Origin of the sequence: Sphingobacterium paramultivorum (assembly GCF_014109745.1) — a bacterium.
In the GTDB taxonomy this organism is placed as follows: Bacteria; Bacteroidota; Bacteroidia; order Sphingobacteriales; family Sphingobacteriaceae; genus Sphingobacterium; species Sphingobacterium paramultivorum.
Genome location: NZ_CP058555.1, coordinates 5,343,046 through 5,364,352, shown reverse-complemented (window position 1 = coordinate 5,364,352; position 21,307 = coordinate 5,343,046). Strand labels below are relative to the sequence as shown.

Here is a 21,307-nt window from a genome sequence, read left to right as displayed (position 1 = left end):
AAAAACAAAAGGGGACATTTTACTGTCCCCTTTCTATATTAACGTTTATTTCTTTTAATTGCATTATTGGCTCGACGTTTTGCTGTATTAATTTTATAATGGAACCAATGGTCTTTGAAGATCTTTCGCATCGTATTGTCAAAATGCCTTGTGATAAACAGATTACGCGCCCCCTGCAATTTCTCGCTGATCGAATTTGCTAAAGCCCTAACAGAAATCGAATAGCCTTCTGTCTCATATTGAATATAATGCCACCAACCTGCCGGCATATATAAGGTCTCTCCAGGATGAATAACCGCTTCATAACCATCTAAGTACTTAATCCCGGGATATTCCTCTTCACTACTATATTTTGGATTGGCAATACTATGAAAATTGTATGGCAATTTATACATCAAATCAGATTGATCATTCGGAAAAAGCCAAATACGTTTTAATCCTTGAAATTGAGAAATAAATACGTGTGACATATCAATATCGAAATGGTTACGGGTACTTGACCCCTCTCCACCAAAGAACATAAATGGCAACCATTGCAATACCTTACCTCCTGTGACATCGTTATAAATAACATCGTGTTTCAGTTCAGGACGTATTTTGAGTAGATTGAACAAAAACAACCGTAACTCTGTAGGTTCTTTTGTGATCAGATCCAAATATTCTGCAAATGTCATATGGCCAACAGGAGCACTGGCAGCACGGTCCATTGATTCTTCCTCTTTTCCATAGACATCTATCTTTATATCTCCTGCGATTTCCTTAAAGTAATCATAACTCCATTTCTTCCACGCTGGACTTTCTGCACTTATAAAATCTGATATAATTACAGGAAAACCTGGTTTCAGATAATTCTTTAAAAAGTCCTCTGATTGAATGCCCGAAATTTTATCAACTTGCTTTAACTTCACGACTGACTAATTTTGCTTAATTACAAACATAAAAAAATATTTCTATCAAATTTTAAAAATACTGCCTATGCTTTATTTTTAATTGGAATAAATTATTCCAAGCAATTTAATAGAAATATACTTAAAATCTCAATGACCATCGTCACTTTTATTACATTTTAACATCATCGATTCGACTCGCCACCATTTCTATACCCCCTACAGATAAAAATACAATTCATTTATCTTTCATACAATATGAACATACCTCACAAATTGATCATCCGGCCAATTCGTAAAATTGTCATCGTACCATTCCCGATTCGGAATGATAAAACTCAACAACAACGCCCGTAAAAGTCTTTACAGATCTTTGCGGACCTTAAACTGCATAAATAACAAAAAAAGGGTCTTAAGAACCCTTTTTTTGTTATTTACCTTATGTTAGGTACTACTTATTTACCTTTTTGATATATTCTTCTACAGCCATCGTCATACTAGGAGCTTTTGGTGTTGGAGCAGGGATATCTAAAATCAATCCGTGATCTAAAAGTGCCTGTTGAGTAGAAGCACCAAATGCTGCAATCCTGGTATTATTCTGCTTAAAGTCAGGGAAGTTATCATATAAGGACTGTACACTTGAAGGGCTAAAGAACACGATAACATCGTAGAAAACATCTTTCAAATCAGTCAAATCGCTTACAACAGTTCTAAAAAGCACAGCTGGTGTAAATTTATAGCCGTTTTGTTGTAACCAATTACTTGTTTCCTCATTAGCTACATCCGAACAAGGGAACAAGAAATTCTCCCCTTTGTGTTTTTTCAATACCTCTTCAAGGTCTTTCGCGGTCTGTTTACCAAAGAAAATCTTCCTTTTTCTATATTGAATATACTTTTGAAGATAGAGGGCAATCGTCTCTGAAATACAGAAATATTTCATTTCTGCAGACACTTCAAATCGCATCTCTTCACAAATTCTAAAATAATGATCTACAGCATTTCTACTCGTAAATATTACGGCAGAATAATCTGCTAAATTAACCTTATCCCTACGCACATCTTTGGCAGGAACTCCTTCTACGTGTATAAAACCTCGAAAGTCTAATTTTAACCCGTATTTCTTTGCTAAATCATAATAAGGGGACTTATCGTTTTCAGGTTTTGGTAAAGTCACCAGTACACTTTTTACCTTCTTTGCTCTTTCTACGTCTGAAGTTTGCATATTAACCAGTTTTAGCTCAATAATCTTAACAGTATTAATATTGGTGCTATTTCTAGGCAACAAAGGTACAAAATTAAATAGGAAATTGAAAATTTATACATAGACATAATATGAGCCGCGGTCTTAAGAAATCGATAGAAAAAGAGTAAAGCCGCTCCAACGATGGCCAAATGCAGCACAATACCTACTGATGTCAAGGGTACAAGGCTCAAAATTAATAGTACAGGAAGCATTAAAAAAAGTGTATTGAAATAAATCAGATACAGCACTGTCACATACTCCTTTACTAGCTTTCTAATTTCAAAAACAAAGGATAAAAATCGGATGAAACCGATTTTTAGCGCAAATAAACTGCCCACCATTCCCGCCGTCTTCATATAATTGGGGAAAGTAATAAAATCGAATCTATTTAATTCATACGCATAGAATAGACTTACAAATAAGCCTATCGCCCCGGAGAATAATACGAATAGAAAAATAAATGGCCAGGATGTCAAAATCGTATCCTCTTTGCTTACAGAGAGTAAAACCCGATCATCCCAGTAACCCTGAAAAACCAATTTGATATCAGAGGGAAAAAATACCCGAATCAACCCAACACCAAAGATCAATGCAAGAACCGTAAATAGAATCCAGTTTTCACGATGAGCCTTGAGTGTCCCATATTGCCGATCCAAATTGCTTTTTCTCAGTTCACCCTGAAAATACTGCTGTACATCAAAATTATAAATGTTATGAACCCTTAAACCTTCCCCGTTCACTGTTACGATCCGATATTGATCTTGTAACGCTGGGTTCAAGGACGCCAAAACTTTTTGGTTAGGCGTTTCGACAGAATCCCTGACAACATTTAGACTATCCGTCCTAACGATGCTGCTGTCCTGAACAACTGCCCGTAAAGTCCGTCGCTGTGCATTTGATCCTGTTATTGAAAATAGCAGGAATACTACAAATAGAAAATGATATTTGAAGATAGTTACGCTCATTAAAATGAATTGTCTCTTAACGGCAATGAAATGTTCAACAACCGTCTATATTCGAAACTCTTAAATTGTGGTCGTAAAGTTAGGATAAAAAGTTATATTGCATTCAAAAAATCTTCAGAGAACATGTACAAAGAAATCACACGTTGTCAATGGTGCGGATCTGACCCACAATATGTAGACTATCACGATAAAGAATGGGGACGACAAGTCCGCGATGACAAAACTTTATTTGAATTCTTGATCTTGGAGTCTGCACAAGCTGGTCTAAGCTGGATCACGATTCTTCGTCGAAGAACGGCATACCAAGAAGCTTTTGCCAATTTTGATGTTGACCAAGTCGCTGCTTATACCAACGAACATGTTGCTAGACTTTTGGTCGATTCGGGAATCATCAAACACAGGAATAAAATTGAATCCACCATTACCAATGCGCAGCACTTCAAGAAAATCCAGGCAGAATATGGTAGCTTCTACGACTATTTATACACCTTTTTGCCCGAAAAACAACCGATTGTCAACCACTGGACCAGTTTGCAACAGGTACCTGCAACTACAGCTATTTCTGATAAAATAGCAAAAGACATGAAGAAAAGGGGATTCAAATTTTTCGGTTCTACCATCTGTTATGCTTATATGCAGGCCGTTGGAATGGTGAACGACCACATCGAAACCTGTTCGTTTAAATAGCTAATCATTAAAATACGCATAGGTTTCGCAAATACTAATTTATAGAAATCAAAACAGATTCTCTACACCATAAAAACAGACCGTTAAGAACAGAAATGCAGTATATGAATCAAATCGACCTAAAACAAAACCAATTGGTATTAAAAGAAAAAAGAGGTCCGCTAATTGCCAGACTATTCATCTATTTACTTACCATATTTTCTATAATTCTACCCCTTGGTGGCGTCACTGTCAATGTATCCAATAGCGGGCTGACAATTGTGAGTGTTATCATGCTTGGCTTATTTGGATTAATAGCATACTATATGCTCCGTGTTTCATTATGGAATACCTATGGCGCTGAAATTATTGAATTTCAAAAAAACAAAATCAACTACACCGCCGACTACCAATGGTTTAAAGGAGGTCAAAAAGAATTTGATTTTGAAAAGATAGACTTTACAATACAAAAATCAGGCTATGAGGAAGATAACAAAGGTGTCTTAGTCATTAAATTTGATGAAAAGGAAATATTTGAAACTGTCTCTAAATTACCCTTGCCTGATTTAGAAATTTTACGCATAAATCTAAAGGAATTATACAACGATCAAACAATTGAATAGATCAAAATTCTATAGTTGCAATCTAATAATCACTTATTAGTACATTAGACTGCTACGTTTTTATAAATATCAGGGAGATTCCGACAAAGACCATTAAAGTCCATACCATACCCAACGACAAATTCCTTACTTATTTCAAAGCCAACATAGGTCAATTCCTCGAAATGATACTGCAGCGCCTCGGGTTTCACCAGAAGTGCACAGGCAATCACACTCGCTGGATTCAATTTTTTCACGGCATCCAATGTATACTTCAGGGAATGCCCAGAGTCAACAATATCTTCTACAATAATCACATCACGGCCTTCAAGATCAATACCAAGTCCTAAAAGCTCGTTTAATTCAGATTGCCCCGTTCCAATATAAGACGCCAACTTAATAAACGACATCTCACAAGGAACATCAATTTGCTTAAGCAGATCTGCCATAAACATAAAACATCCGTTCAAGACACCTATAAAAACAGGCTGTTTATGTTCATAACGCAGGCTTATATCAATCCCCATCAAGCGCACTCGTTTCTGAATTTGCTCCTCTTCAAATAAAGGTTCGAAAAGCAGTCCGTCAATTTCTATCTTTTTCATGCTAATATTCTTCTTTCGTCACAGGCACTATTTATGTGCGTCGTTTTCTTTTTCCTCTTTTTTACGCCCCAATATCTTATCAAATAGCGATCGTTTTGGTTTCTCCTGCTCACTAGCCTCCTCATCTTTCTTTTCCGTCAGATCCATTTGTTTTAGCTTCTTTGGAACAGATACACGCTCAAGATTATCTGCAGGAGAATTACTTTCGAGACGATCGAACAACAATGGATCATCTCCCATATCAAATACATCAACAGAATCGACCACAGCTGGTCTTGCTGCTCGCAGATGCGGCTGCAGAACAACTTCATAAAAACCATAATTTGAAGTTGTTGAATCCACACTAATCTGCCCTGTTTTGGTCATAATATGACCATAGGTATTAAAATAGCGCAACATATTCCCTTTCAGGTGCCCTGTCCAGTCAAAAAAGTTCAATCCCTTTTTAGGACGCGGAACAATGCTCGACAAAAATATACTTTCTCCAAGGCCTAATTGCGCCGGTGTTTTCCCAAAATAATAGCGTGCAGCTTCGGTAATACCATATACATTATTGCCCCATTCGATGACATTCAGGTAAACCTCGTACATGCGTTTTTTACTCACTTGCTGAGAGCGTTCCATCAGCCATACCAGCAAAATTTCTTCCAGCTTCCGCACCACGGTCTTATTCCGATTTAGAAAAACATTTTTCACCAGTTGCATTGATATCGTACTTGCCCCTCGTTTAAATCCTTTTTCCTTGATATTTGTAGCAATGGAGAGCTTAAAAGCCTTCTCCTCAAAGCCCTTGTGTTTAAAGAAAAATGGATCTTCTGTATTGATCAAACTAATCTGCATATAACGAGATATTTGATCTATAGGTGTAAAATTAGGGTTTTGAGGTCCGACAACAATCTCCCGCATCGGCTTACCATCTTCATAGGCGGTATACGTGAATGGTGTATTTAACATCGCAATATCGGCCTCCCCCCATTTGACGACTTTTAAATCCTTATCATCCATCTTAGAAGAGAAAAGAAGCTTTTCGGGCTTTTTGATTTCGAGAGCAAAGTTCAGATCGTATTGAATATGCCCCTCCACCTGAATACCGTCTAAGCCAGGAAATAATCCAACTGGCATGGCATCAAAAAAGTGCTGAGCCTCTATCCTATCGGTATGAATGGCAAGGAAGAGTTCTTTTTCCGGCTTGTGCACATATTTGATATAAGGAGAAAACACAAAATCTTTGACCTGTACGGTACTTTCTTTGCTTACTTCAATCGACCATGCTCCGATATTCAATGCACCTTGCATTCTGGCCTCAGGAAAGATAACATCTTTACTAGAAATACGCCAGTGATTTACTTTCAGATTTTTAAATCCCCATTGCCCATGCAACTCCAGTAACTCCTTATTTCTTCTATGAGCCTTGTCCAATCGGAAGGATATTTCATCAAAACTTACCGCAAGACCAAATTTGCGCTGTAATAGTGGAAGATTTACCTCCTTCTTATCGGAAAAAAGACGAAGATCACACTCTTGATTATCTGAATCAATCGTTCCGGTCAGATTCCAAGCTGCCTCATGGTCATTTAGCAAGAACTTCGTTTCCATATCTCCGCCGTCTATCACAGCAGAAGGAATAACAACGCGTTGTGAAGTACTGTCGTCACGATAGGAAAGTTCAAGGTTTTTGAGATCGAGATCATTTGGAATCTTAAAAAATACATTTTTCAACAATCGATCTGCCAAGGCCGCCAGATTCTGCTTTGGGTTATCATTTTCAACAGTATCCTTTTTCTGCTTTTTGAACAGGAAATCGTAGTTACTGATCGAATCCTTTTTAACAAGAGAAACCTTCCCATTATCTAAAAGAACTTGTCCTAACTTCACATCCCCAAATAACAAAGGCCATAATTTAACAGATACTGTCAAATCATTGATTTGGGCTAATTGATCTCTATTTTTGGGCAATAGCTGTATATTCTTAAACTGTACGGCATTAATCCCCTGGAAAGCATAATATTGAATCTTCAATTCCATATCATACTTTTCAAGCAACTTCGCTTTCGCTTTGTTGATTGCTCCCATGAGCATGGCATCTCTTTTCTGATAAGCATACGTGCCTACTGCGATCGCCAAAACCAAAATAGCAGCTAAAGCGATATAAAGCCATCGCCATTTGCGGGACTTAAAAGATGTTATAAATCGATTGGACATAATTATTACTTAATGCAAATTCGTGCATATCAACAGTCAAACTTAGATAAATTTGGCTGCATATACAATTATAATTCACTGAAACCAGGATGGCCTTTATCCCTTTCTACAGTCCGACAAAATTATTTAGAAAACACCTTGATTACCCGAAAACGAAAACGTACTGGATAACGGATCTTTCCTAAAGATTAGGAGTACGATACAGTAATCTTAATCCCATTAAAAAACAAAGAAATGACATGAAATTGATCCGCAATGAGTAGTTTTGTAATCCATGATTACAAATGAATAATAGATGGTTACCAAAGAACAAATATTAAATGCATTATCCTATGTTGAAGAGCCTGATTTGAAAAAGGATCTTGTAACATTGAATATGATTCAAAATATCGAGATCGAAGGTGAAAAAATTTCTTTCGATGTCATTTTAACTACTCCAGCTTGCCCGCTTAAGGACCATATTGAACATGCCTGTCGAAACGCCATAGCCCATTTCATAGACAAAAACCTCGAAGTTCATATCAATATGACTTCCAATGTGATCGGAAAACAAGGTGCGCAAGTCTCAGGTATTAAAAACATCATCCTGGTATCTTCAGGCAAAGGTGGAGTTGGTAAATCTACTGTTGCCGCAAATCTTGCGCTTGCTCTCCATGCTAAAGGTGCTAAAACAGGACTTTTAGACGCCGACATCTATGGTCCATCTCTTCCGATTATGTTTGGGCTTGAAGGCGCTAAACCAGGTTCAGTTGAAATGCCAGACGGTCAGGTTAAAATTGAACCGCTTGAAAAATTTGGACTGAAATTACTTTCAATAGGATTTTTCACTGATCCAAACCAGCCTATTCCATGGCGTGGCCCGATGACAACCTCGGCCATCAAGCAGCTTTTTAACGATGCACATTGGGGTGAACTGGATTACTTGGTTGTTGATATGCCTCCAGGTACTGGTGACATCCATATCACCGTATCTCAGACATTCCCTATCGCGGGAGCGGTCATTGTCACAACCCCGCAGCATGTTGCCCTGGCTGATGCTGTAAAAGGAATTGGAATGTTCTTAATGGATAGCATCAATATTCCATTATTGGGTGTCGTGGAAAATATGGCCTATTTTACACCAGCTGAACTGCCAGAGAATAAATATTATATTTTTGGTAAAGATGGCGGAAAACGTCTTGCAGAAGAATATAAAGTTCCTTTCCTAGGTGAAATCCCTTTGTTAAAAGGCATTTCTGATGCAGGAGATAATGGTTTCCCTGTTGCCATAGATACCGAAGATCCTGTAACGAAATCATTTTTAACGATCGCAGAGAAAGTTGCCCAGCAACTTTCCATTATCCATAGCCAGGGGAGATAGTTCGTTAATAATGTGCTCTTGCGCTTCACCATAAAAAAAGGCTTTCATACGTATGAAAGCCTTTTTTTATGAAATGTTATCTAATTATTAGATAGCAAGCTCCAGCAATACCGGGCAATGGTCGGAATGGACTGCATCCGGCATTATGCTGGAAGATTTGATTTGTCCCGCCAAAGGTTTTGAAACCATATTATAATCAATACGCCAGCCCAAATTCTTTGCACGAGCCCCTGCGCGATAGCTCCACCAACTATAGTGGTGTGGATCAGGATTTAAATGGCGAAAAGAGTCAATATACCCCGAATTAATAAAATTCTCCATCCATTCGCGCTCTTCCGGAAGAAATCCCGAAGAATTTGCATTTGATTTTGGATTGTGAATATCGATGGCACGGTGACAAATATTATAATCACCACAAACGACCAAATTCGGTTTTTCGATCAAAAGCTTATCGCTATATAACTGAAAATCCTCCAGAAAACGGTATTTAAAATCCTGTCTCACATCTCCTGTTGTACCTGATGGAAAGTAGGTACTCATCACTGAAACCTGATCAAAATCAGCACGGATAACACGCCCTTCAAAATCATAATCTTCATGACCGCAACCATACTCAATATGCTTAGGTGTGATTCGCGTAAACAAGGCGACTCCGCTATAGCCCTTTTTTTGAGCTGGATACCAGTAATGCTCATAGCCCATCTGCTCCAACAAAGCAATTTCGGGAATTTGATCCGGTGTAGCTTTAATTTCCTGAAGACATATGACATCCGCATTTACAGTTTTCAACCAGCCTAACCAATCTTTCTTCAAGGCTGCACGTAAACCATTCACATTATAGGTTACTATTTTCATTTTTTGAGTATTGAGATTCTAAATAATAGGGAAAAAAGCGCTTCAATCCCTGATTTGCGACTTCATAAAAACATTAATAATCCTTAGAAGAGAACAGATCACCGATTTTAGAAAAGATACCAGTCTGAGGTTTTAGACCCTTTAATTCCCGCTCTAAGTTTAACGCTTCTCGCCTCGTTAGCACATGCATGTTCATCTTTTGGTCGACTTCTGGTCTATCGTGCTTATCTGTTTTCACAGCTGCAATCTGATCAATAACATCCACTCCCTTGACCAACTCACCAAATACAGTATAATTCCAGTCTAAATGTGGCGCACCGCCAATAGTCGTGTACGCTTGGCGTTGGGCTTCCGAAAATTTCTTACCATTCATCCGTGTTTGCTCCAAACGATTGAGATCTTCAGGGGTGAATACTTTTCCCTGAACAAGATAAAACTGAGAACCCGAAGAAGCTTTTGCGGGATTGTTATCTCTAGCCGCTCCAATAGTACCTTTTTTATGGTATAGACCATCTTCGATCTCCGCAGGAATGGTATACCCTGGCCCTCCATTACCCAGCTGCGCTCCTCCAACGGCATTTCTTGAGTCAGGATCGCCCCCCTGAATCATAAAATTCTGGATGACGCGATGGAACAAGGTTCCGTCGTAGTATTTACTTTTTGCTAATTTCACGAAGTTATCCCGATGTTTTGGTGTCTCATTGTACAACCGCAGCACACAGGTCCCCTTGTCAGTAACGATCTGTACATATTTAAACTCGGGTTTAGCCGCAAATGCCAAAACCTGTAAAAAGCAGAATACTGCTATTAAACTAGCCTTTAAAAATCTCATCTGTTAATAATTATATGTTCCCATTTAGAACTTCCTATCTTTTCAATTGTGTTATCTTCTAGATAACGTTTAATTCCTCAAAATAATTTATGATCAACGACTTCATAATCAGTTCCTGTTCCAAAAGAGTATAGTTAGGAATAGGTTTTACCAATTCCCAATGTGGCCACCCTTCTTCATCCAGACCTTTCAGATTATAAAATCCCATAGCACTGAAAAGACGACACGTCGCAATGTGCATCAATTCTTCTTTTTCTCGTTTTGAGAATTTTTGGGCACCTTTCCCCAATTCCTGAACACCAATAAGGAATAAACAGACCTTGATGTCAGGCTTTTCCATATCGAATAGCGAAGCAATTTCACCCTGTAGGATGCTCCACTTCTTGTTTACTTCTGCTGCCTTCATTTTTTTGTTTTAAACAAACTAAGATAAATTTACGATGATTTGCAAGCAAATTAACGCACAGATAAATACAGTTATACTATTGGATTCCCCCCTTTGGCAATAACCTCTGCACAACGTTGATCAATCATCTGAAACACTGGATCGAACAAATTATCATCAAAATACGGATCAGGAACAACATCATCTCCCAAAAACAATTTAACTTTGTGCAGATCTTCCTTATCAATCACCTGAGCGCATACATCCGCATAGTTTTGTCTATCCATTACAAATATAAGATCGTATTCGGAAAAAAATTGCGGTTTGAAATGCCGAGCTCGCTGACCGGAAATATCGACACCATATTTCTTTGCAATTGCTATAGCTCTACGATCGGGGGCTTCACCAATATGCCAGTCGCCTGTACCCGCCGATTCAACAACCCAGTTTAATTGCTTATCTGCTGCTTTTTGTTTCAATATACCATGTGCAAGGGGAGAACGACAGATATTTCCCAAACAAACCATTAAAATCTTCATCTCTATAATTTTTAAAAGCTATCAAAGAGTAGCCATACCACGCTATGATCCAACTAAACGGTGCAAAGAACGCCATTAGCCGACATAATCAGGCTTTCGCGCTTGTCAATAGCAAAATATGTAATAAATCACAAGGCCAGAAGGGCCCAGCATAAAAAGTGCTGGAGCTGTTTCGGCACTTCATTCCGCAAAATAGCTAAACTAAAATGATTAAGGAAACAACCGGCTTAAAATTGACTTACTTCTTACCAAGTGTCCTAGCTTTCCCATAAAGTCCTTCTGACTCCGTATCCACCAACAGCAATGAAAACAGACCGGAGAACTTTGCTGTCCAATAACCAAGTTCAATGAAGCCAATGAGACTAAACTCTTTTCATTAAACCAAGCGTAGCGAGCTGAATGATATCGTCATAAAAAATACGATCAATAACACAAAGCATAAAAAAGGTGGCCTAACCTTACGGTTAGAACCACCTAAACTATATTAATCAACCAATTCTTAATTCAATGTTTAATATTCTACAGGGAAGCTCAATTGAACAGCACCACCTTGCGGAGATACTCCTTTCAATCGTACAATATTACGTTGCGTTGCACCAAGCGCTGTTTCAACATCATCTACTGTATTGACCGCTTTTCCATTCACCTCTGTAATGACCAGTCCACGCTCTACACCGAAATAATCAAAGATGCCACCACGATTCACTTGGGTCACAACAACTCCAGAGTTTACACCCAGTTCCTTTTTCTTCTGAGCTGAAGCAGGAATAAAGCTTGCCCCTAATTTATTGTAAATCTCCGTTGCACTTTTAGAAGCTTTTCCTCCTGTACTTGCAGTCTTCAAGGATTCTTCACCTTTCAATGTCATAGTTACTTGTTTTTCCTTACCATCACGTTTGTAAGTAACATTGACCTTATCTCCAGGACGCGCACGACCTATAGTTTCACTTAAGACAGGTGAACCTGTAATCACTTTTCCATTAATCTTGGTCAAGATATCTCCTTTTTTGACACCTGCAGCCTCTGCAGCACCGCCACCAACTACATCTTGAACATATAAGCCATCCACATCTGTAAAACCTTTTTCCTTGGCCAATTCAGGTGTTATTTCAGTATAAGTCACACCAATATAACCACGTTTTACATTACCGTATTCGACAAAGTCATCAACAATCTTTTTCACCAAATTGACCGGAATCGCAAAACCATAACCAGCATATGTTCCTGTTGGAGAGGCTATGGCGGAGTTAATACCAATCAATTCTCCAGAAGCGTTAGTCAAGGCTCCGCCACTATTCCCTTTGTTGATAACCGCATCTGTTTGAATAAAGGATTCGATCGCTGAACTTACTGGGATTTGATCCTGTCCACCACCAAATGGATTACCACGTTGTTGTTGACCTTCATTCAAAATACCAATCTGACGACCTTTAGCACTAATGATACCTGCGGTCACTGTAGATTGAAGTCCAAGCGGATATCCGAAAGCCAGTACCCATTCACCGACATTGACATTGTCTGAGTTACCCAATTTGACAACAGGAAGGCCCTTACCTGACACTTTCAACAAAGCCAAATCGGTATTCGGATCACGTCCGATCAATTTAGCTTCAAACGAACGCTTGTCTGTTAGTACCACTTCAATTTTATCTGCATCTTCCACGACGTGATTGTTCGTTACAATATAGCCATCATCGGAAATAATTACACCTGATCCAGATGCCTGTACGGGTTGCGACTGCATTTGACGACGTCCACCACCTTGTGGCATGCCAAAAAACTCTTCAAACATATCGAACGGAGAACCCTGCGATTGCTGCGACCCCTTACGGCTATAAGTAGTCTTAATATGTACGACACCCGGTGATACCGCCGCCGCAGCTTGGGTAAAATCAGGATTACCTGTAGAGGACATTACCCCTGTTGGATTGTTTGCAAAATAAACCTTTTGTTTGTCTTCGAAAGACATACCATCAAACTTCTTATTCTCAATAAGCTTGTAACCTCCTAATGCTACCGCTCCACCGAAAACAGCTGTTAATAGCGTTAAACCGACCTTATTCATAAACTTATTTTTATTTTAAAATGTCTTAATATAAGCTGATAATTTTTGCTCTTAAAATTACCGATTTTATTCGGATATGTTCAAATGTAATACCATTTCGAAGCCTTCGGAAAATCCGACACGTTAAAAAATGTTAATTACTAGACAAATGCAATCATTTTAACAAATCTTAACTTTTCTCCGTTTTTTTGTAACAAAAAAACGTACTTTTGTTACTAAAAATCAACGTAATGGCATCAAAAGTAAGATTTTCAAAATATCAGGGAGCAGGCAATGACTTCATTTTAGTAGACAATCGCGACAATGCATTTGACCGCGCAGATGAAGCATTGGTAGAAAAGCTCTGTAACCGCAGGTTTGGCATTGGTGCCGATGGTCTAATGCTCTTACAAACCAGAGAAAATTACGATTTTGAGATGATTTATTATAATGCCGACGGCAGAGAAGGCAGCATGTGTGGTAATGGGGGCCGTTGTATCGTCGCTTTTGCACACGACTTAGGCATTATCACTGACAAAACTGTCTTTTTGGCAGTAGACGGCATACACCATGCCTCTTTATCAGCAGACCTTGTCAATCTCCAGATGATCGATGTAACAGATTTTGCCCTGGATGGAGAAGCCTATCTGTTACAAACAGGTTCTCCACATTATGTTGAGTTTGTAAAAAATCTGCAGCATAAGAATGTCTTCCAAGATGGCTACGCAATTCGCAATAACGCTACTTATGGAAAAGAAGGCATCAATGTAAATTTCATTGAAGCTGAAGGAGATGGTTATTTCCTCCGTACATTTGAGCGCGGTGTTGAAGATGAAACCTATGCCTGCGGCACTGGAGCAACTGCTGCGGCCATGGCTGTCGCCTTGCAGCAAAATTTAGAAGGTGATATCAATATTCCTATCCGAGTATTGGGAGGACAGCTTTATATCTCCTTCCATAAGCAGGGCAAGCATTTCACAGAGGTGTTCTTAAAAGGCCCGGCACAGTTTGTCTTTGAAGGGAACTATTAGATTTTTACTCCTATAGCGATCAAGGTTAATTGCAATCCAAATTTTCCATCCAAGAAAATCAAGATTGGAATATCGCCTGCTACCCTTGGTGTTCACGTATATTTGAGTACAACGCTCTTCATGTAGTTAGGTATTAGATTTTAACCAAACGCTAAGCAATCACCAGTAACCGATTTTTAAAATTTCAACGCGCAAATTGCGATTAATGGTATATTTTATTGTATATTAGATACCTTTATTTATAAGGTCCGCTATTTTTAATGCAACAGTCAAAGTCATTTCCAGTATATAAAATCGTTTATTCTATATGTGAGCACCCCTATCTTGGCTATCTTATTGAGCCACACATGGTCAAACTCAATCCCAATGGGACTTACTCACTACGCTATCAACGTATATTTAGCAATACTGTCGATGCTTACGCCGCTGAATTGGATGAATTAGATTACAAACTAATTCGATTGCTCGATGAAATCGAACAAACTCACCTCATCAAAAAATACTACAAAAAAGCAATTAGACCTGTCGATTTCTTTTCCAAAGTTTTCGATAAAAAGCTATATGAGCTTCTTCGTCCTAAAATTGATGAAAAAATGATTCAATTTTTTGAAGCTGTTGGAGACAAACCGCTTTTCATGATGAGCAAAGATGGTTATCCAGCAGATCAAGAAATTAAATTGGCAACCTCTGCGGCATCGGTTCTATTTCATTTTCGACGAAACGAAGAAGAAACACGTTATTTCCCGACAATCAAATACGAAAATCAGCGTCTGGAGTTTATGTTCAAAAATGCCATTGTCTTGACCAATGTACAAGCATGGTTACTTTTAAACAATACCCTATATTATTTCGATCAGGCTCTTGAGGGCAAGAAGCTTAGCCCTTTCCTAAATAAACGTTACATTTCTGTCGGTAGAAGCACTGAAAAAAAATATTTCGAGACCTTTGTATGTGGACTGATTGAACGCTATCATGTCTATGCCGAAGGATTTGAAATTCAAACCCACCAACACCAAGCAATTCCGCTCCTCCATTTGATTTATATCGAAGATGGAGTGTCGCAATTACAACTGCAATTCAAGTACGGACCGCATACCTTTACCGCGGGAGCCGAGAATAAAGTTACTGTTCGTATGGAATATAATGTGGAAGATGACCATTATATATTCCACCGTGTCAAACGCTCTTTGCAATGGGAAGAACAACAAAATGAAAGCTTAAAAAAATTGGGCCTACAGGATGTTGACCTCCAACTCGGTTTATTAACGCCAACTACCCATACTGGAAAACGGCTTTCAGTATTTGACTGGATGAACAACCATCAAGAACAACTTGAGAAACTTGGATTCCACATTATACAAAATAGTGAAGAAAAACGCTTCTTCATAGGTCATACCTCCTTAGATATCTCCATTGATGAAGACAATGATTGGTTTGATATAAGTGCTATCGCAAAATTTGGACCCTATGAGATTCCATTTATCCAGCTGCGCAACCATATTCTTAATAACATTAAGGAATTTACCTTACCGAATGGAGAAATTGCCATGATTCCGGAAGAATGGTTTGCAAAATACAATCATCTCTTCCAATTTTCTGCAGATCGGCATGAGCTCAAACTAAATAAGGTACATATTGGTCTACTCTTTGAAATTAGTGAGCATACACAGCTGGTATTTACGCGAAAACTACAGAAGCTAGCCAACTTTGAAGAAATTGCTGATATTCCCGAACCAAAACATTTCAAGGGAAATCTTCGCCCATACCAAAAAGCAGGATACAATTGGTTTAATTTTTTGAAGCAGTATAAATTTGGTGGCTGTCTTGCGGATGATATGGGTTTGGGTAAAACCATACAGACTTTAGCCCTATTGCAACAGCAAAAAGAACAACTCCAAGACGAACAGGATATCCGTACCTCACTTTTGGTTTTGCCAACATCATTGGTATACAACTGGCAAAAAGAAGCACAGCAATTTGCTCCACAGCTTAATATTCACCTTCATACCGGAAACAACCGCATTAAAAATGCCTCACTTTTCGCCAAATATGATCTGGTAATTACCACCTACGGGATTGCCCGTATTGATGAAGAAACCTTGAGTGGCTTTTATTTTAATTACATTATCCTCGATGAGAGCCAGAATATCAAAAACCCAACTTCCAAATCTTTTAAAGCCATCAAAAGCCTAAAAAGCAAAAACAAATTGGCTTTGAGTGGAACTCCTGTAGAAAATTCCGTTTCGGATCTTTGGGCACAGATGCACTTCACCAATCCAGGACTTCTAGGCAGTTATACCTATTTTCAAAAGGAATTTGTACAGCCCATAGAAAAGAAAAAAGATGAAGAAAAAGCACAGCGTCTTCAAGCGATTGTCAAACCATTTATATTAAGACGTACAAAAGATCAGGTGGCAACAGAATTACCGCCAAAAACTGAACAGGTCCTTTATTGTGAAATGACGGAAAAACAATCCGAGTTGTACGAAAAAGTCAAATCTGAATATCGCAATGCAATTCTTGACGGACAATTGGACAGCAAGCCTAAATCTACGCAAATTGCGCTGTTGCAAGGCTTGACAAAGCTCCGACAATTAGCCAATCATCCCAGAATGGTGGATGAGAAATTCTCGGGTGATTCCGGCAAGTTCGAAGCTGTAATTGAAACACTTGAGATGGTCATGCAAAGAGGCAACAAAGTACTGATTTTCTCCCAGTTCGTAAAGCAGCTCAATATCTTCCGTCAGTATTTCGATAATAAAGGTACAAATTATGCCTACCTGGATGGCGGCACAAAGAATCGGGATGAAGCCGTAAGCCAATTTCGTAAAAACAACGATACCAAGTTATTCCTTATATCGATAAAAGCAGGTGGGGTGGGACTCAATCTGATTGAAGCTGACTATGTTTTTATTCTGGATCCGTGGTGGAACCCAGCTGTGGAACAACAGGCTGTAGACCGTTCACACCGCATCGGTCAAACGCGCAACGTGTTTATCTATAAATTTATCAGTAAAGATACCGTCGAAGAAAAGATATTAGCTTTACAGAATAAAAAGAAATCGATTGCACAAAGCCTGATCACGACAGAAGAAAGCTTTATCAAGTCACTATCTCAGGAAGATCTGCATGAACTTTTGGCCTAAATAAAAACATTACTCTTTATATCCATTAATCTTCGCCATATATATCGATGGACGGATACCCGTTACACGCGTAAAAATATTGCTAAAAGAAGACAGCTCGTTGTATCCCACTCGCATAGCTATTTCTAGAATGGAGTAGCTATTCTCGGACATCAGTTCCAGAGCTTTCGCAATTCGTATGGCTCTTAAAAACCGGATATAACTAATCCCCATATCTTCTTTAAACAAACGTGACAATGAGCGGCTGCTCATACCGAATTGCGCCGCAATCTGTTCAATGGTATAGGCCTGATCAATGTTACTGTTCAGATATCTAGCCACACTCCTGAGCTTTTCACTTTTAGGATAGGGATGTTGCATCGGAAAAGCATCTATTGGTGAACTCGTATCCGGAATAATCGCCATCATCGCACGCAAGAGACAGTATTTTGAATAATCAGCCGTTTTGCTAACCCCTCCGCTCCAATCCTGAGCAAATAAAAACATTTCACGTACCAGATCATTACTAAGAAATATATTCGGCGTTGAAAGTACAGACGGCATATGCTGCTGCTGCTTGAAATAAAAACTATATAGCGGGATACGAGAGCTTGTGCTCTCCAGATGATAAGTTGTATTTGCCGGAATCCACATATAAAACCTTGCTGGCAAATACCAGTGCTTTGTTGTCGTAAACACATGAATAATACCACCGTCAGCATAGATCAGCCGCGCCTTTTTATGTTTGTACTCGCGAGAATCGATACGATCGACATACATGTGGTCTACATAAAAGTCATATCGGTCAGCATCTATAGCTGCAAGTTTTTCCTCTTCCATAATCTAAAATTACACTTTTTCTACAATATGGCGCAAACGAACAAATATCCGTCCGACTATACAAAACAAAACATTTCCATCCCACAGTATCTTTGTACGGCCATATTCTCAAGCATTCGGATGAGCTGATCGATATTCCAAGGATTCAAATTTAAGTAAAATGCAAAAACAGAAAAATTGCTACTCCGAGTACATCATAAGCGAAACTGAATACTGGCACAACGGGCTTTAATTAAATTTTTAAAAGTCCCCTACAACATAGGATTAAATAAAAAAAATCAACTGCAAATTTAATTGATGCTAAAATTATACAGTTAGCCTGTGTTGACACACTATAAGCACATAAAGCAGGCTATTAAAATCGCGCAATCAAAACAATAATGAATAAAGAAGATAAAAAAGACAAAACAAAAGGATTTAATAAAATGCTCGTCATATTTGCCAGCCTATTATTATTGACCGGTATTGGCGTCTTAGTCAGACACCTCATTTTTACCAATCAATATGTAACAACAAATGACGCACAAATCGATCAATACTTGACACCTATTGCCAGTAGAGTCTCTGGTTTTATCAAGGAGGTACGATTTGAGGAAAACCAATATGTACATCGGGGCGACACTTTATTAATTATAGATGCCAGTGAGTATCAAACCAAGGTTGATATGGCGAATGCCGAACTCCAAAGTAGCCAGAGCAATATTGAGGTAATCAGCAAAACAGCCAATGCCACAGCCAATAGCATTTCCGTTCAAAAGGCAAGATTAGAAGCTGCAAAAGTAAGTGTATGGCAGACCGAACAGGATTACAATCGATTCAAGAATTTATTTGAAGCAGAGGCTGCGACCAAACAACAGTACGATAATGCCAAAGCAGCATATGATATAGCATTGGCACAATTGCACACCACAACCGAAGAATATAATTCAGCTCAACTAAACACCTACAAAGAAAAAGCAAGCGAGTTACCGGCAAGAGCCAATATCAATATCAAAAAGGCTGCAAAAACAAATGCACAGCTTTTTCTTTCGTACACCGTAGTTACAGCACCTTATGATGGCTTCGTTGGAAAACGAACCATCCAAGCAGGACAATATGTAAAGGAAGGTCAGACACTTGCCAATGTCATTAGTGAAGAGAAATGGATCAACGCTAACTTTAGGGAAACTCAACTCGAAAATCTTGCAGAAGGCACTATAGTTACTATACAGGTAGACGCTTTTCCCAAACTCAGTTTTAAAGGAAAAATTCACTCATTTTCTCCGGCATCAGGTTCCAAATTTGCCCTGATACCACAAGACAATGCAACCGGAAATTTCGTAAAGATTGAGCAACGAATTCCCATTAAAATTGTATTTGATCCAAAACAGGATCTGAAGAAATTACGTGCCGGTATGAATGTCGTTATCCATGCTGCCCATCAATCCTAATCGCCCATGAGTACGAACAAATCTTTATACTACAGCTGGGTGCCCGAATGGATAAAACTCCCGCTTATGATCGTAGCGATGTTTCCACACCTCATGTTAATGTCGCTTTTCCATTCCAATACAGCATTTACCGCTTCGGTGCTGGACATTGAAGCCGAAGATATTCAGTATTATCTATCCTTGATGTATGGTGCCATTGTCGTTACCTTACTTATATTTCAAAGGCTATTTTCGTTTTTTAGGGTAAGGACATACATACTCTTGACCTGTAGCCTCTCCATCCTGATTCTACTCGGTATTTCACTTACAAGAGACCCTTTCCTTATTGGTATTCTCCGCGTGATCGAAGGTATTTTCTGTGTACTGGAAGGGGCATGCTTTCTTCCGCTGCTTATGATGCAGATTAAGCATAACAAAAGCCGAACGATCGCCTATTTTTTCCTATATACCTTTATGCTTACAGGATCAACTTTGACGACATCCTTACTCAAAGAAAGCATAATGGACTACGGATGGCAAGATATGATCCATGTCGTGCTCTATTGGCATTTGATAGTGATTGCAATAGCCTTGCTGTTACTCAACAATAATCGTTTGGGTAAAAAGTTCCCACTCTATCAACTGGATCTGGCCAGCTGTCTATTTTTATTGATATCATTGAGCTGCGGGGCCTACGTTTTAATTTATGGTCGCAAATACTATTGGTTTGAATGCTCCACGATCACCATTAACTTCGCACTTTTCCTTATTTTCGGAGCACTTTTCATCATTAAACAGAGGATGGTCAAAAGACCGCTTTTTCATTTTGAGATCCTCAGATACAAAAATGTGATCTTTGGTGTTATACTTTTTTTTCTCTTTTATATTATTCGCAGCTGTCTCAATAATGTATACACAGTGATGGCTACCGTATGGAAGTGGCCATGGCATTATATTGTTGATGTACAGTACATCAATGTGCTTGGTACAATACTGGGTGTTGGCAGTTCAGGTTTCTTACTCCTGCGCGATGTATCGCCTAAATATATCTTTGGTTTTGGCTTTTTGATATTGGCGACTTCATGTTTTCTATTTGTACCCACATTTTACCCTGATACAACAATCTGGGCAATCGGTCTTCCTTTGTTTATTCAAGGAATCGGACAGGGCTGGCTTTTTACACCACTGGTTATTTATATTTTGACAGGTGTAGAATCCCATCATATTGGCAATGCAGGCCTCATGGGCACAACCGTTCGATTTTGGAGTACCAATGTCGGATTTGCACTTATTCAAAATGCCAGCTATACACTAAATCAAAAGCATTATATTCAACTCGAACAGACACTGAATACAAGCAACCCACTGACAATAAACTATTGGAATACATTAATCGAGAAATATACCGGAATATATGGCGATCAGATAGCAAACCGTATTGCAAGCAAAAGTATTTCGGGAACCCTAAGTCAGCAAGCGTCACTAATCAGTAACATGGAGATATTTACTTATCTGGGAATCCTGGGAATGCTGATAACAGGGCTAATATTTTTATTCGGCCCAGCCAAAACACTTTTCATGCGCCTAAGGATGCCATACTTGTAAACGAGGCAGCTAAATCTCCTATATACAACTTTCATGCTTTCGCAAACAGCAATGAACGCGAACCGGAGATTCCTTTTGCCTAATAAACCGAGTATCACGAGCTCATTGATGC

18 protein-coding genes are annotated in these 21,307 nt (G+C 38.8%); 7 read left to right on the top strand and 11 right to left on the bottom strand.

All coding sequences use genetic code 11. The annotated features are described in order from the left end of the window. Window positions 1-38 precede the first annotated feature (38 nt). From HS960_RS22370 to HS960_RS22360, 3 genes are all read right to left on the bottom strand, one after another. A complete protein-coding gene (locus HS960_RS22370) occupies window positions 39-908 on the bottom strand; it encodes a cupin-like domain-containing protein (protein WP_088163188.1) in 870 nt (289 codons plus the stop codon). 430 nt (window positions 909-1,338) lie between these two features. Next, entirely contained in the window at window positions 1,339-2,109 is a 771-nt protein-coding gene (locus tag HS960_RS22365) for a uroporphyrinogen-III synthase (RefSeq protein WP_075994453.1), read from the bottom strand. A gap of 11 nt (window positions 2,110-2,120) precedes the next feature. After that, entirely contained in the window at window positions 2,121-3,095 is a 975-nt protein-coding gene (locus tag HS960_RS22360; RefSeq protein ID WP_153844343.1) for a DUF4271 domain-containing protein, read from the bottom strand. 123 nt (window positions 3,096-3,218) lie between these two features. Here HS960_RS22360 and HS960_RS22355 point away from each other — a divergent pair, with 123 nt between their 5' ends. After that, window positions 3,219-3,782 carry a DNA-3-methyladenine glycosylase I gene (locus tag HS960_RS22355; protein WP_182330653.1) on the top strand — a complete coding sequence of 188 codons (564 nt, stop codon included), beginning with the start codon at window positions 3,219-3,221 and terminating at the stop codon, window positions 3,780-3,782. A 104-nt stretch (window positions 3,783-3,886) separates the two neighbouring features. Then, window positions 3,887-4,384 (top strand): hypothetical protein, encoded by a 498-nt coding sequence (locus tag HS960_RS22350; RefSeq protein WP_182330652.1) that lies wholly within the window; start codon window positions 3,887-3,889, stop codon window positions 4,382-4,384. A gap of 44 nt (window positions 4,385-4,428) precedes the next feature. Here HS960_RS22350 and hpt read toward each other — a convergent pair whose 3' ends face one another. After that, a complete protein-coding gene (gene hpt, locus HS960_RS22345) occupies window positions 4,429-4,968 on the bottom strand; it encodes a hypoxanthine phosphoribosyltransferase (protein ID WP_075994457.1) in 540 nt (179 codons plus the stop codon). Between the two features lie 27 nt (window positions 4,969-4,995). After that, a complete protein-coding gene (locus HS960_RS22340; RefSeq protein ID WP_182330651.1) occupies window positions 4,996-7,170 on the bottom strand; it encodes a transglycosylase domain-containing protein in 2,175 nt (724 codons plus the stop codon). A gap of 295 nt (window positions 7,171-7,465) precedes the next feature. Between HS960_RS22340 and HS960_RS22335 the strand changes: the two genes are divergently transcribed. Continuing rightward, entirely contained in the window at window positions 7,466-8,530 is a 1,065-nt protein-coding gene (locus HS960_RS22335; protein ID WP_153844347.1) for an Mrp/NBP35 family ATP-binding protein, read from the top strand. Window positions 8,531-8,617: 87 nt separating this feature from the next. On the opposite strand, the gene HS960_RS22330 is transcribed toward HS960_RS22335, so the two are convergent. The 5 genes from HS960_RS22330 to HS960_RS22310 form a co-directional block, all read right to left on the bottom strand. Then, entirely contained in the window at window positions 8,618-9,385 is a 768-nt protein-coding gene (locus HS960_RS22330) for an exodeoxyribonuclease III (RefSeq protein ID WP_182330650.1), read from the bottom strand. A 73-nt stretch (window positions 9,386-9,458) separates the two neighbouring features. Further along, window positions 9,459-10,217, bottom strand: a complete 759-nt coding sequence (locus HS960_RS22325) for a peptidylprolyl isomerase (RefSeq protein ID WP_153844349.1) — start codon at window positions 10,215-10,217, stop codon at window positions 9,459-9,461. A 58-nt stretch (window positions 10,218-10,275) separates the two neighbouring features. Continuing rightward, window positions 10,276-10,623 (bottom strand): hypothetical protein, encoded by a 348-nt coding sequence (locus HS960_RS22320; protein ID WP_153844350.1) that lies wholly within the window; start codon window positions 10,621-10,623, stop codon window positions 10,276-10,278. 71 nt (window positions 10,624-10,694) lie between these two features. Next, the gene (locus HS960_RS22315; protein ID WP_153844351.1) at window positions 10,695-11,141 is read right to left on the bottom strand and encodes a low molecular weight protein-tyrosine-phosphatase; all 447 of its coding nucleotides are present in this window, start codon (window positions 11,139-11,141) and stop codon (window positions 10,695-10,697) included. Window positions 11,142-11,652: 511 nt separating this feature from the next. Then, on the bottom strand, window positions 11,653-13,206 hold the full coding sequence (locus tag HS960_RS22310; protein ID WP_153844352.1) for a Do family serine endopeptidase: 1,554 nt from the start codon (window positions 13,204-13,206) through the stop codon (window positions 11,653-11,655). Between the two features lie 230 nt (window positions 13,207-13,436). On the opposite strand from HS960_RS22310, the gene dapF reads away from it, so the two are divergent. Continuing rightward, the gene (gene dapF, locus HS960_RS22305; RefSeq protein ID WP_153844353.1) at window positions 13,437-14,216 is read left to right on the top strand and encodes a diaminopimelate epimerase; all 780 of its coding nucleotides are present in this window, start codon (window positions 13,437-13,439) and stop codon (window positions 14,214-14,216) included. A 260-nt stretch (window positions 14,217-14,476) separates the two neighbouring features. Continuing rightward, window positions 14,477-17,362, top strand: a complete 2,886-nt coding sequence (locus tag HS960_RS22300; protein WP_159727432.1) for a DEAD/DEAH box helicase — start codon at window positions 14,477-14,479, stop codon at window positions 17,360-17,362. Between the two features lie 9 nt (window positions 17,363-17,371). Here HS960_RS22300 and HS960_RS22295 read toward each other — a convergent pair whose 3' ends face one another. Then, window positions 17,372-18,181, bottom strand: coding sequence for an AraC family transcriptional regulator (locus HS960_RS22295; protein ID WP_159727434.1), 810 nt, complete (start codon window positions 18,179-18,181; stop codon window positions 17,372-17,374). 380 nt (window positions 18,182-18,561) lie between these two features. Between HS960_RS22295 and HS960_RS22290 the strand changes: the two genes are divergently transcribed. Together HS960_RS22290 and HS960_RS22285 are read left to right on the top strand one after the other, a co-directional pair. Further along, a complete protein-coding gene (locus HS960_RS22290; RefSeq protein ID WP_159727436.1) occupies window positions 18,562-19,611 on the top strand; it encodes an HlyD family secretion protein in 1,050 nt (349 codons plus the stop codon). 6 nt (window positions 19,612-19,617) lie between these two features. After that, entirely contained in the window at window positions 19,618-21,195 is a 1,578-nt protein-coding gene (locus HS960_RS22285) for an MFS transporter (protein WP_159727438.1), read from the top strand. Window positions 21,196-21,307 lie beyond the last annotated feature (112 nt).

Excerpts from the sequence above, each read along its gene's own strand:
- HS960_RS22290 (WP_159727436.1), top strand. The coding sequence starts at position 18,562 with ATGAATAAAGAAGATAAAAAAGACAAAACAAAAGGATTTAATAAAATG.
- HS960_RS22285 (WP_159727438.1), top strand. The coding sequence starts at position 19,618 with ATGAGTACGAACAAATCTTTATACTACAGCTGGGTGCCCGAATGGATA.
- HS960_RS22325 (WP_153844349.1), bottom strand. The coding sequence starts at position 10,217 with ATGAGATTTTTAAAGGCTAGTTTAATAGCAGTATTCTGCTTTTTACAG.
- HS960_RS22310 (WP_153844352.1), bottom strand. The coding sequence starts at position 13,206 with ATGAATAAGGTCGGTTTAACGCTATTAACAGCTGTTTTCGGTGGAGCG.
- dapF (WP_153844353.1), top strand. The coding sequence starts at position 13,437 with ATGGCATCAAAAGTAAGATTTTCAAAATATCAGGGAGCAGGCAATGAC.
- HS960_RS22340 (WP_182330651.1), bottom strand. The coding sequence starts at position 7,170 with ATGTCCAATCGATTTATAACATCTTTTAAGTCCCGCAAATGGCGATGG.
- HS960_RS22335 (WP_153844347.1), top strand. The coding sequence starts at position 7,466 with ATGGTTACCAAAGAACAAATATTAAATGCATTATCCTATGTTGAAGAG.
- HS960_RS22295 (WP_159727434.1), bottom strand. The coding sequence starts at position 18,181 with ATGGAAGAGGAAAAACTTGCAGCTATAGATGCTGACCGATATGACTTT.
- HS960_RS22315 (WP_153844351.1), bottom strand. The coding sequence starts at position 11,141 with ATGAAGATTTTAATGGTTTGTTTGGGAAATATCTGTCGTTCTCCCCTT.
- HS960_RS22365 (WP_075994453.1), bottom strand. The coding sequence starts at position 2,109 with ATGCAAACTTCAGACGTAGAAAGAGCAAAGAAGGTAAAAAGTGTACTG.
- HS960_RS22350 (WP_182330652.1), top strand. The coding sequence starts at position 3,887 with ATGAATCAAATCGACCTAAAACAAAACCAATTGGTATTAAAAGAAAAA.
- HS960_RS22360 (WP_153844343.1), bottom strand. The coding sequence starts at position 3,095 with ATGAGCGTAACTATCTTCAAATATCATTTTCTATTTGTAGTATTCCTG.
- HS960_RS22320 (WP_153844350.1), bottom strand. The coding sequence starts at position 10,623 with ATGAAGGCAGCAGAAGTAAACAAGAAGTGGAGCATCCTACAGGGTGAA.
- HS960_RS22330 (WP_182330650.1), bottom strand. The coding sequence starts at position 9,385 with ATGAAAATAGTAACCTATAATGTGAATGGTTTACGTGCAGCCTTGAAG.
- HS960_RS22300 (WP_159727432.1), top strand. The coding sequence starts at position 14,477 with ATGCAACAGTCAAAGTCATTTCCAGTATATAAAATCGTTTATTCTATA.
- HS960_RS22355 (WP_182330653.1), top strand. The coding sequence starts at position 3,219 with ATGTACAAAGAAATCACACGTTGTCAATGGTGCGGATCTGACCCACAA.
- hpt (WP_075994457.1), bottom strand. The coding sequence starts at position 4,968 with ATGAAAAAGATAGAAATTGACGGACTGCTTTTCGAACCTTTATTTGAA.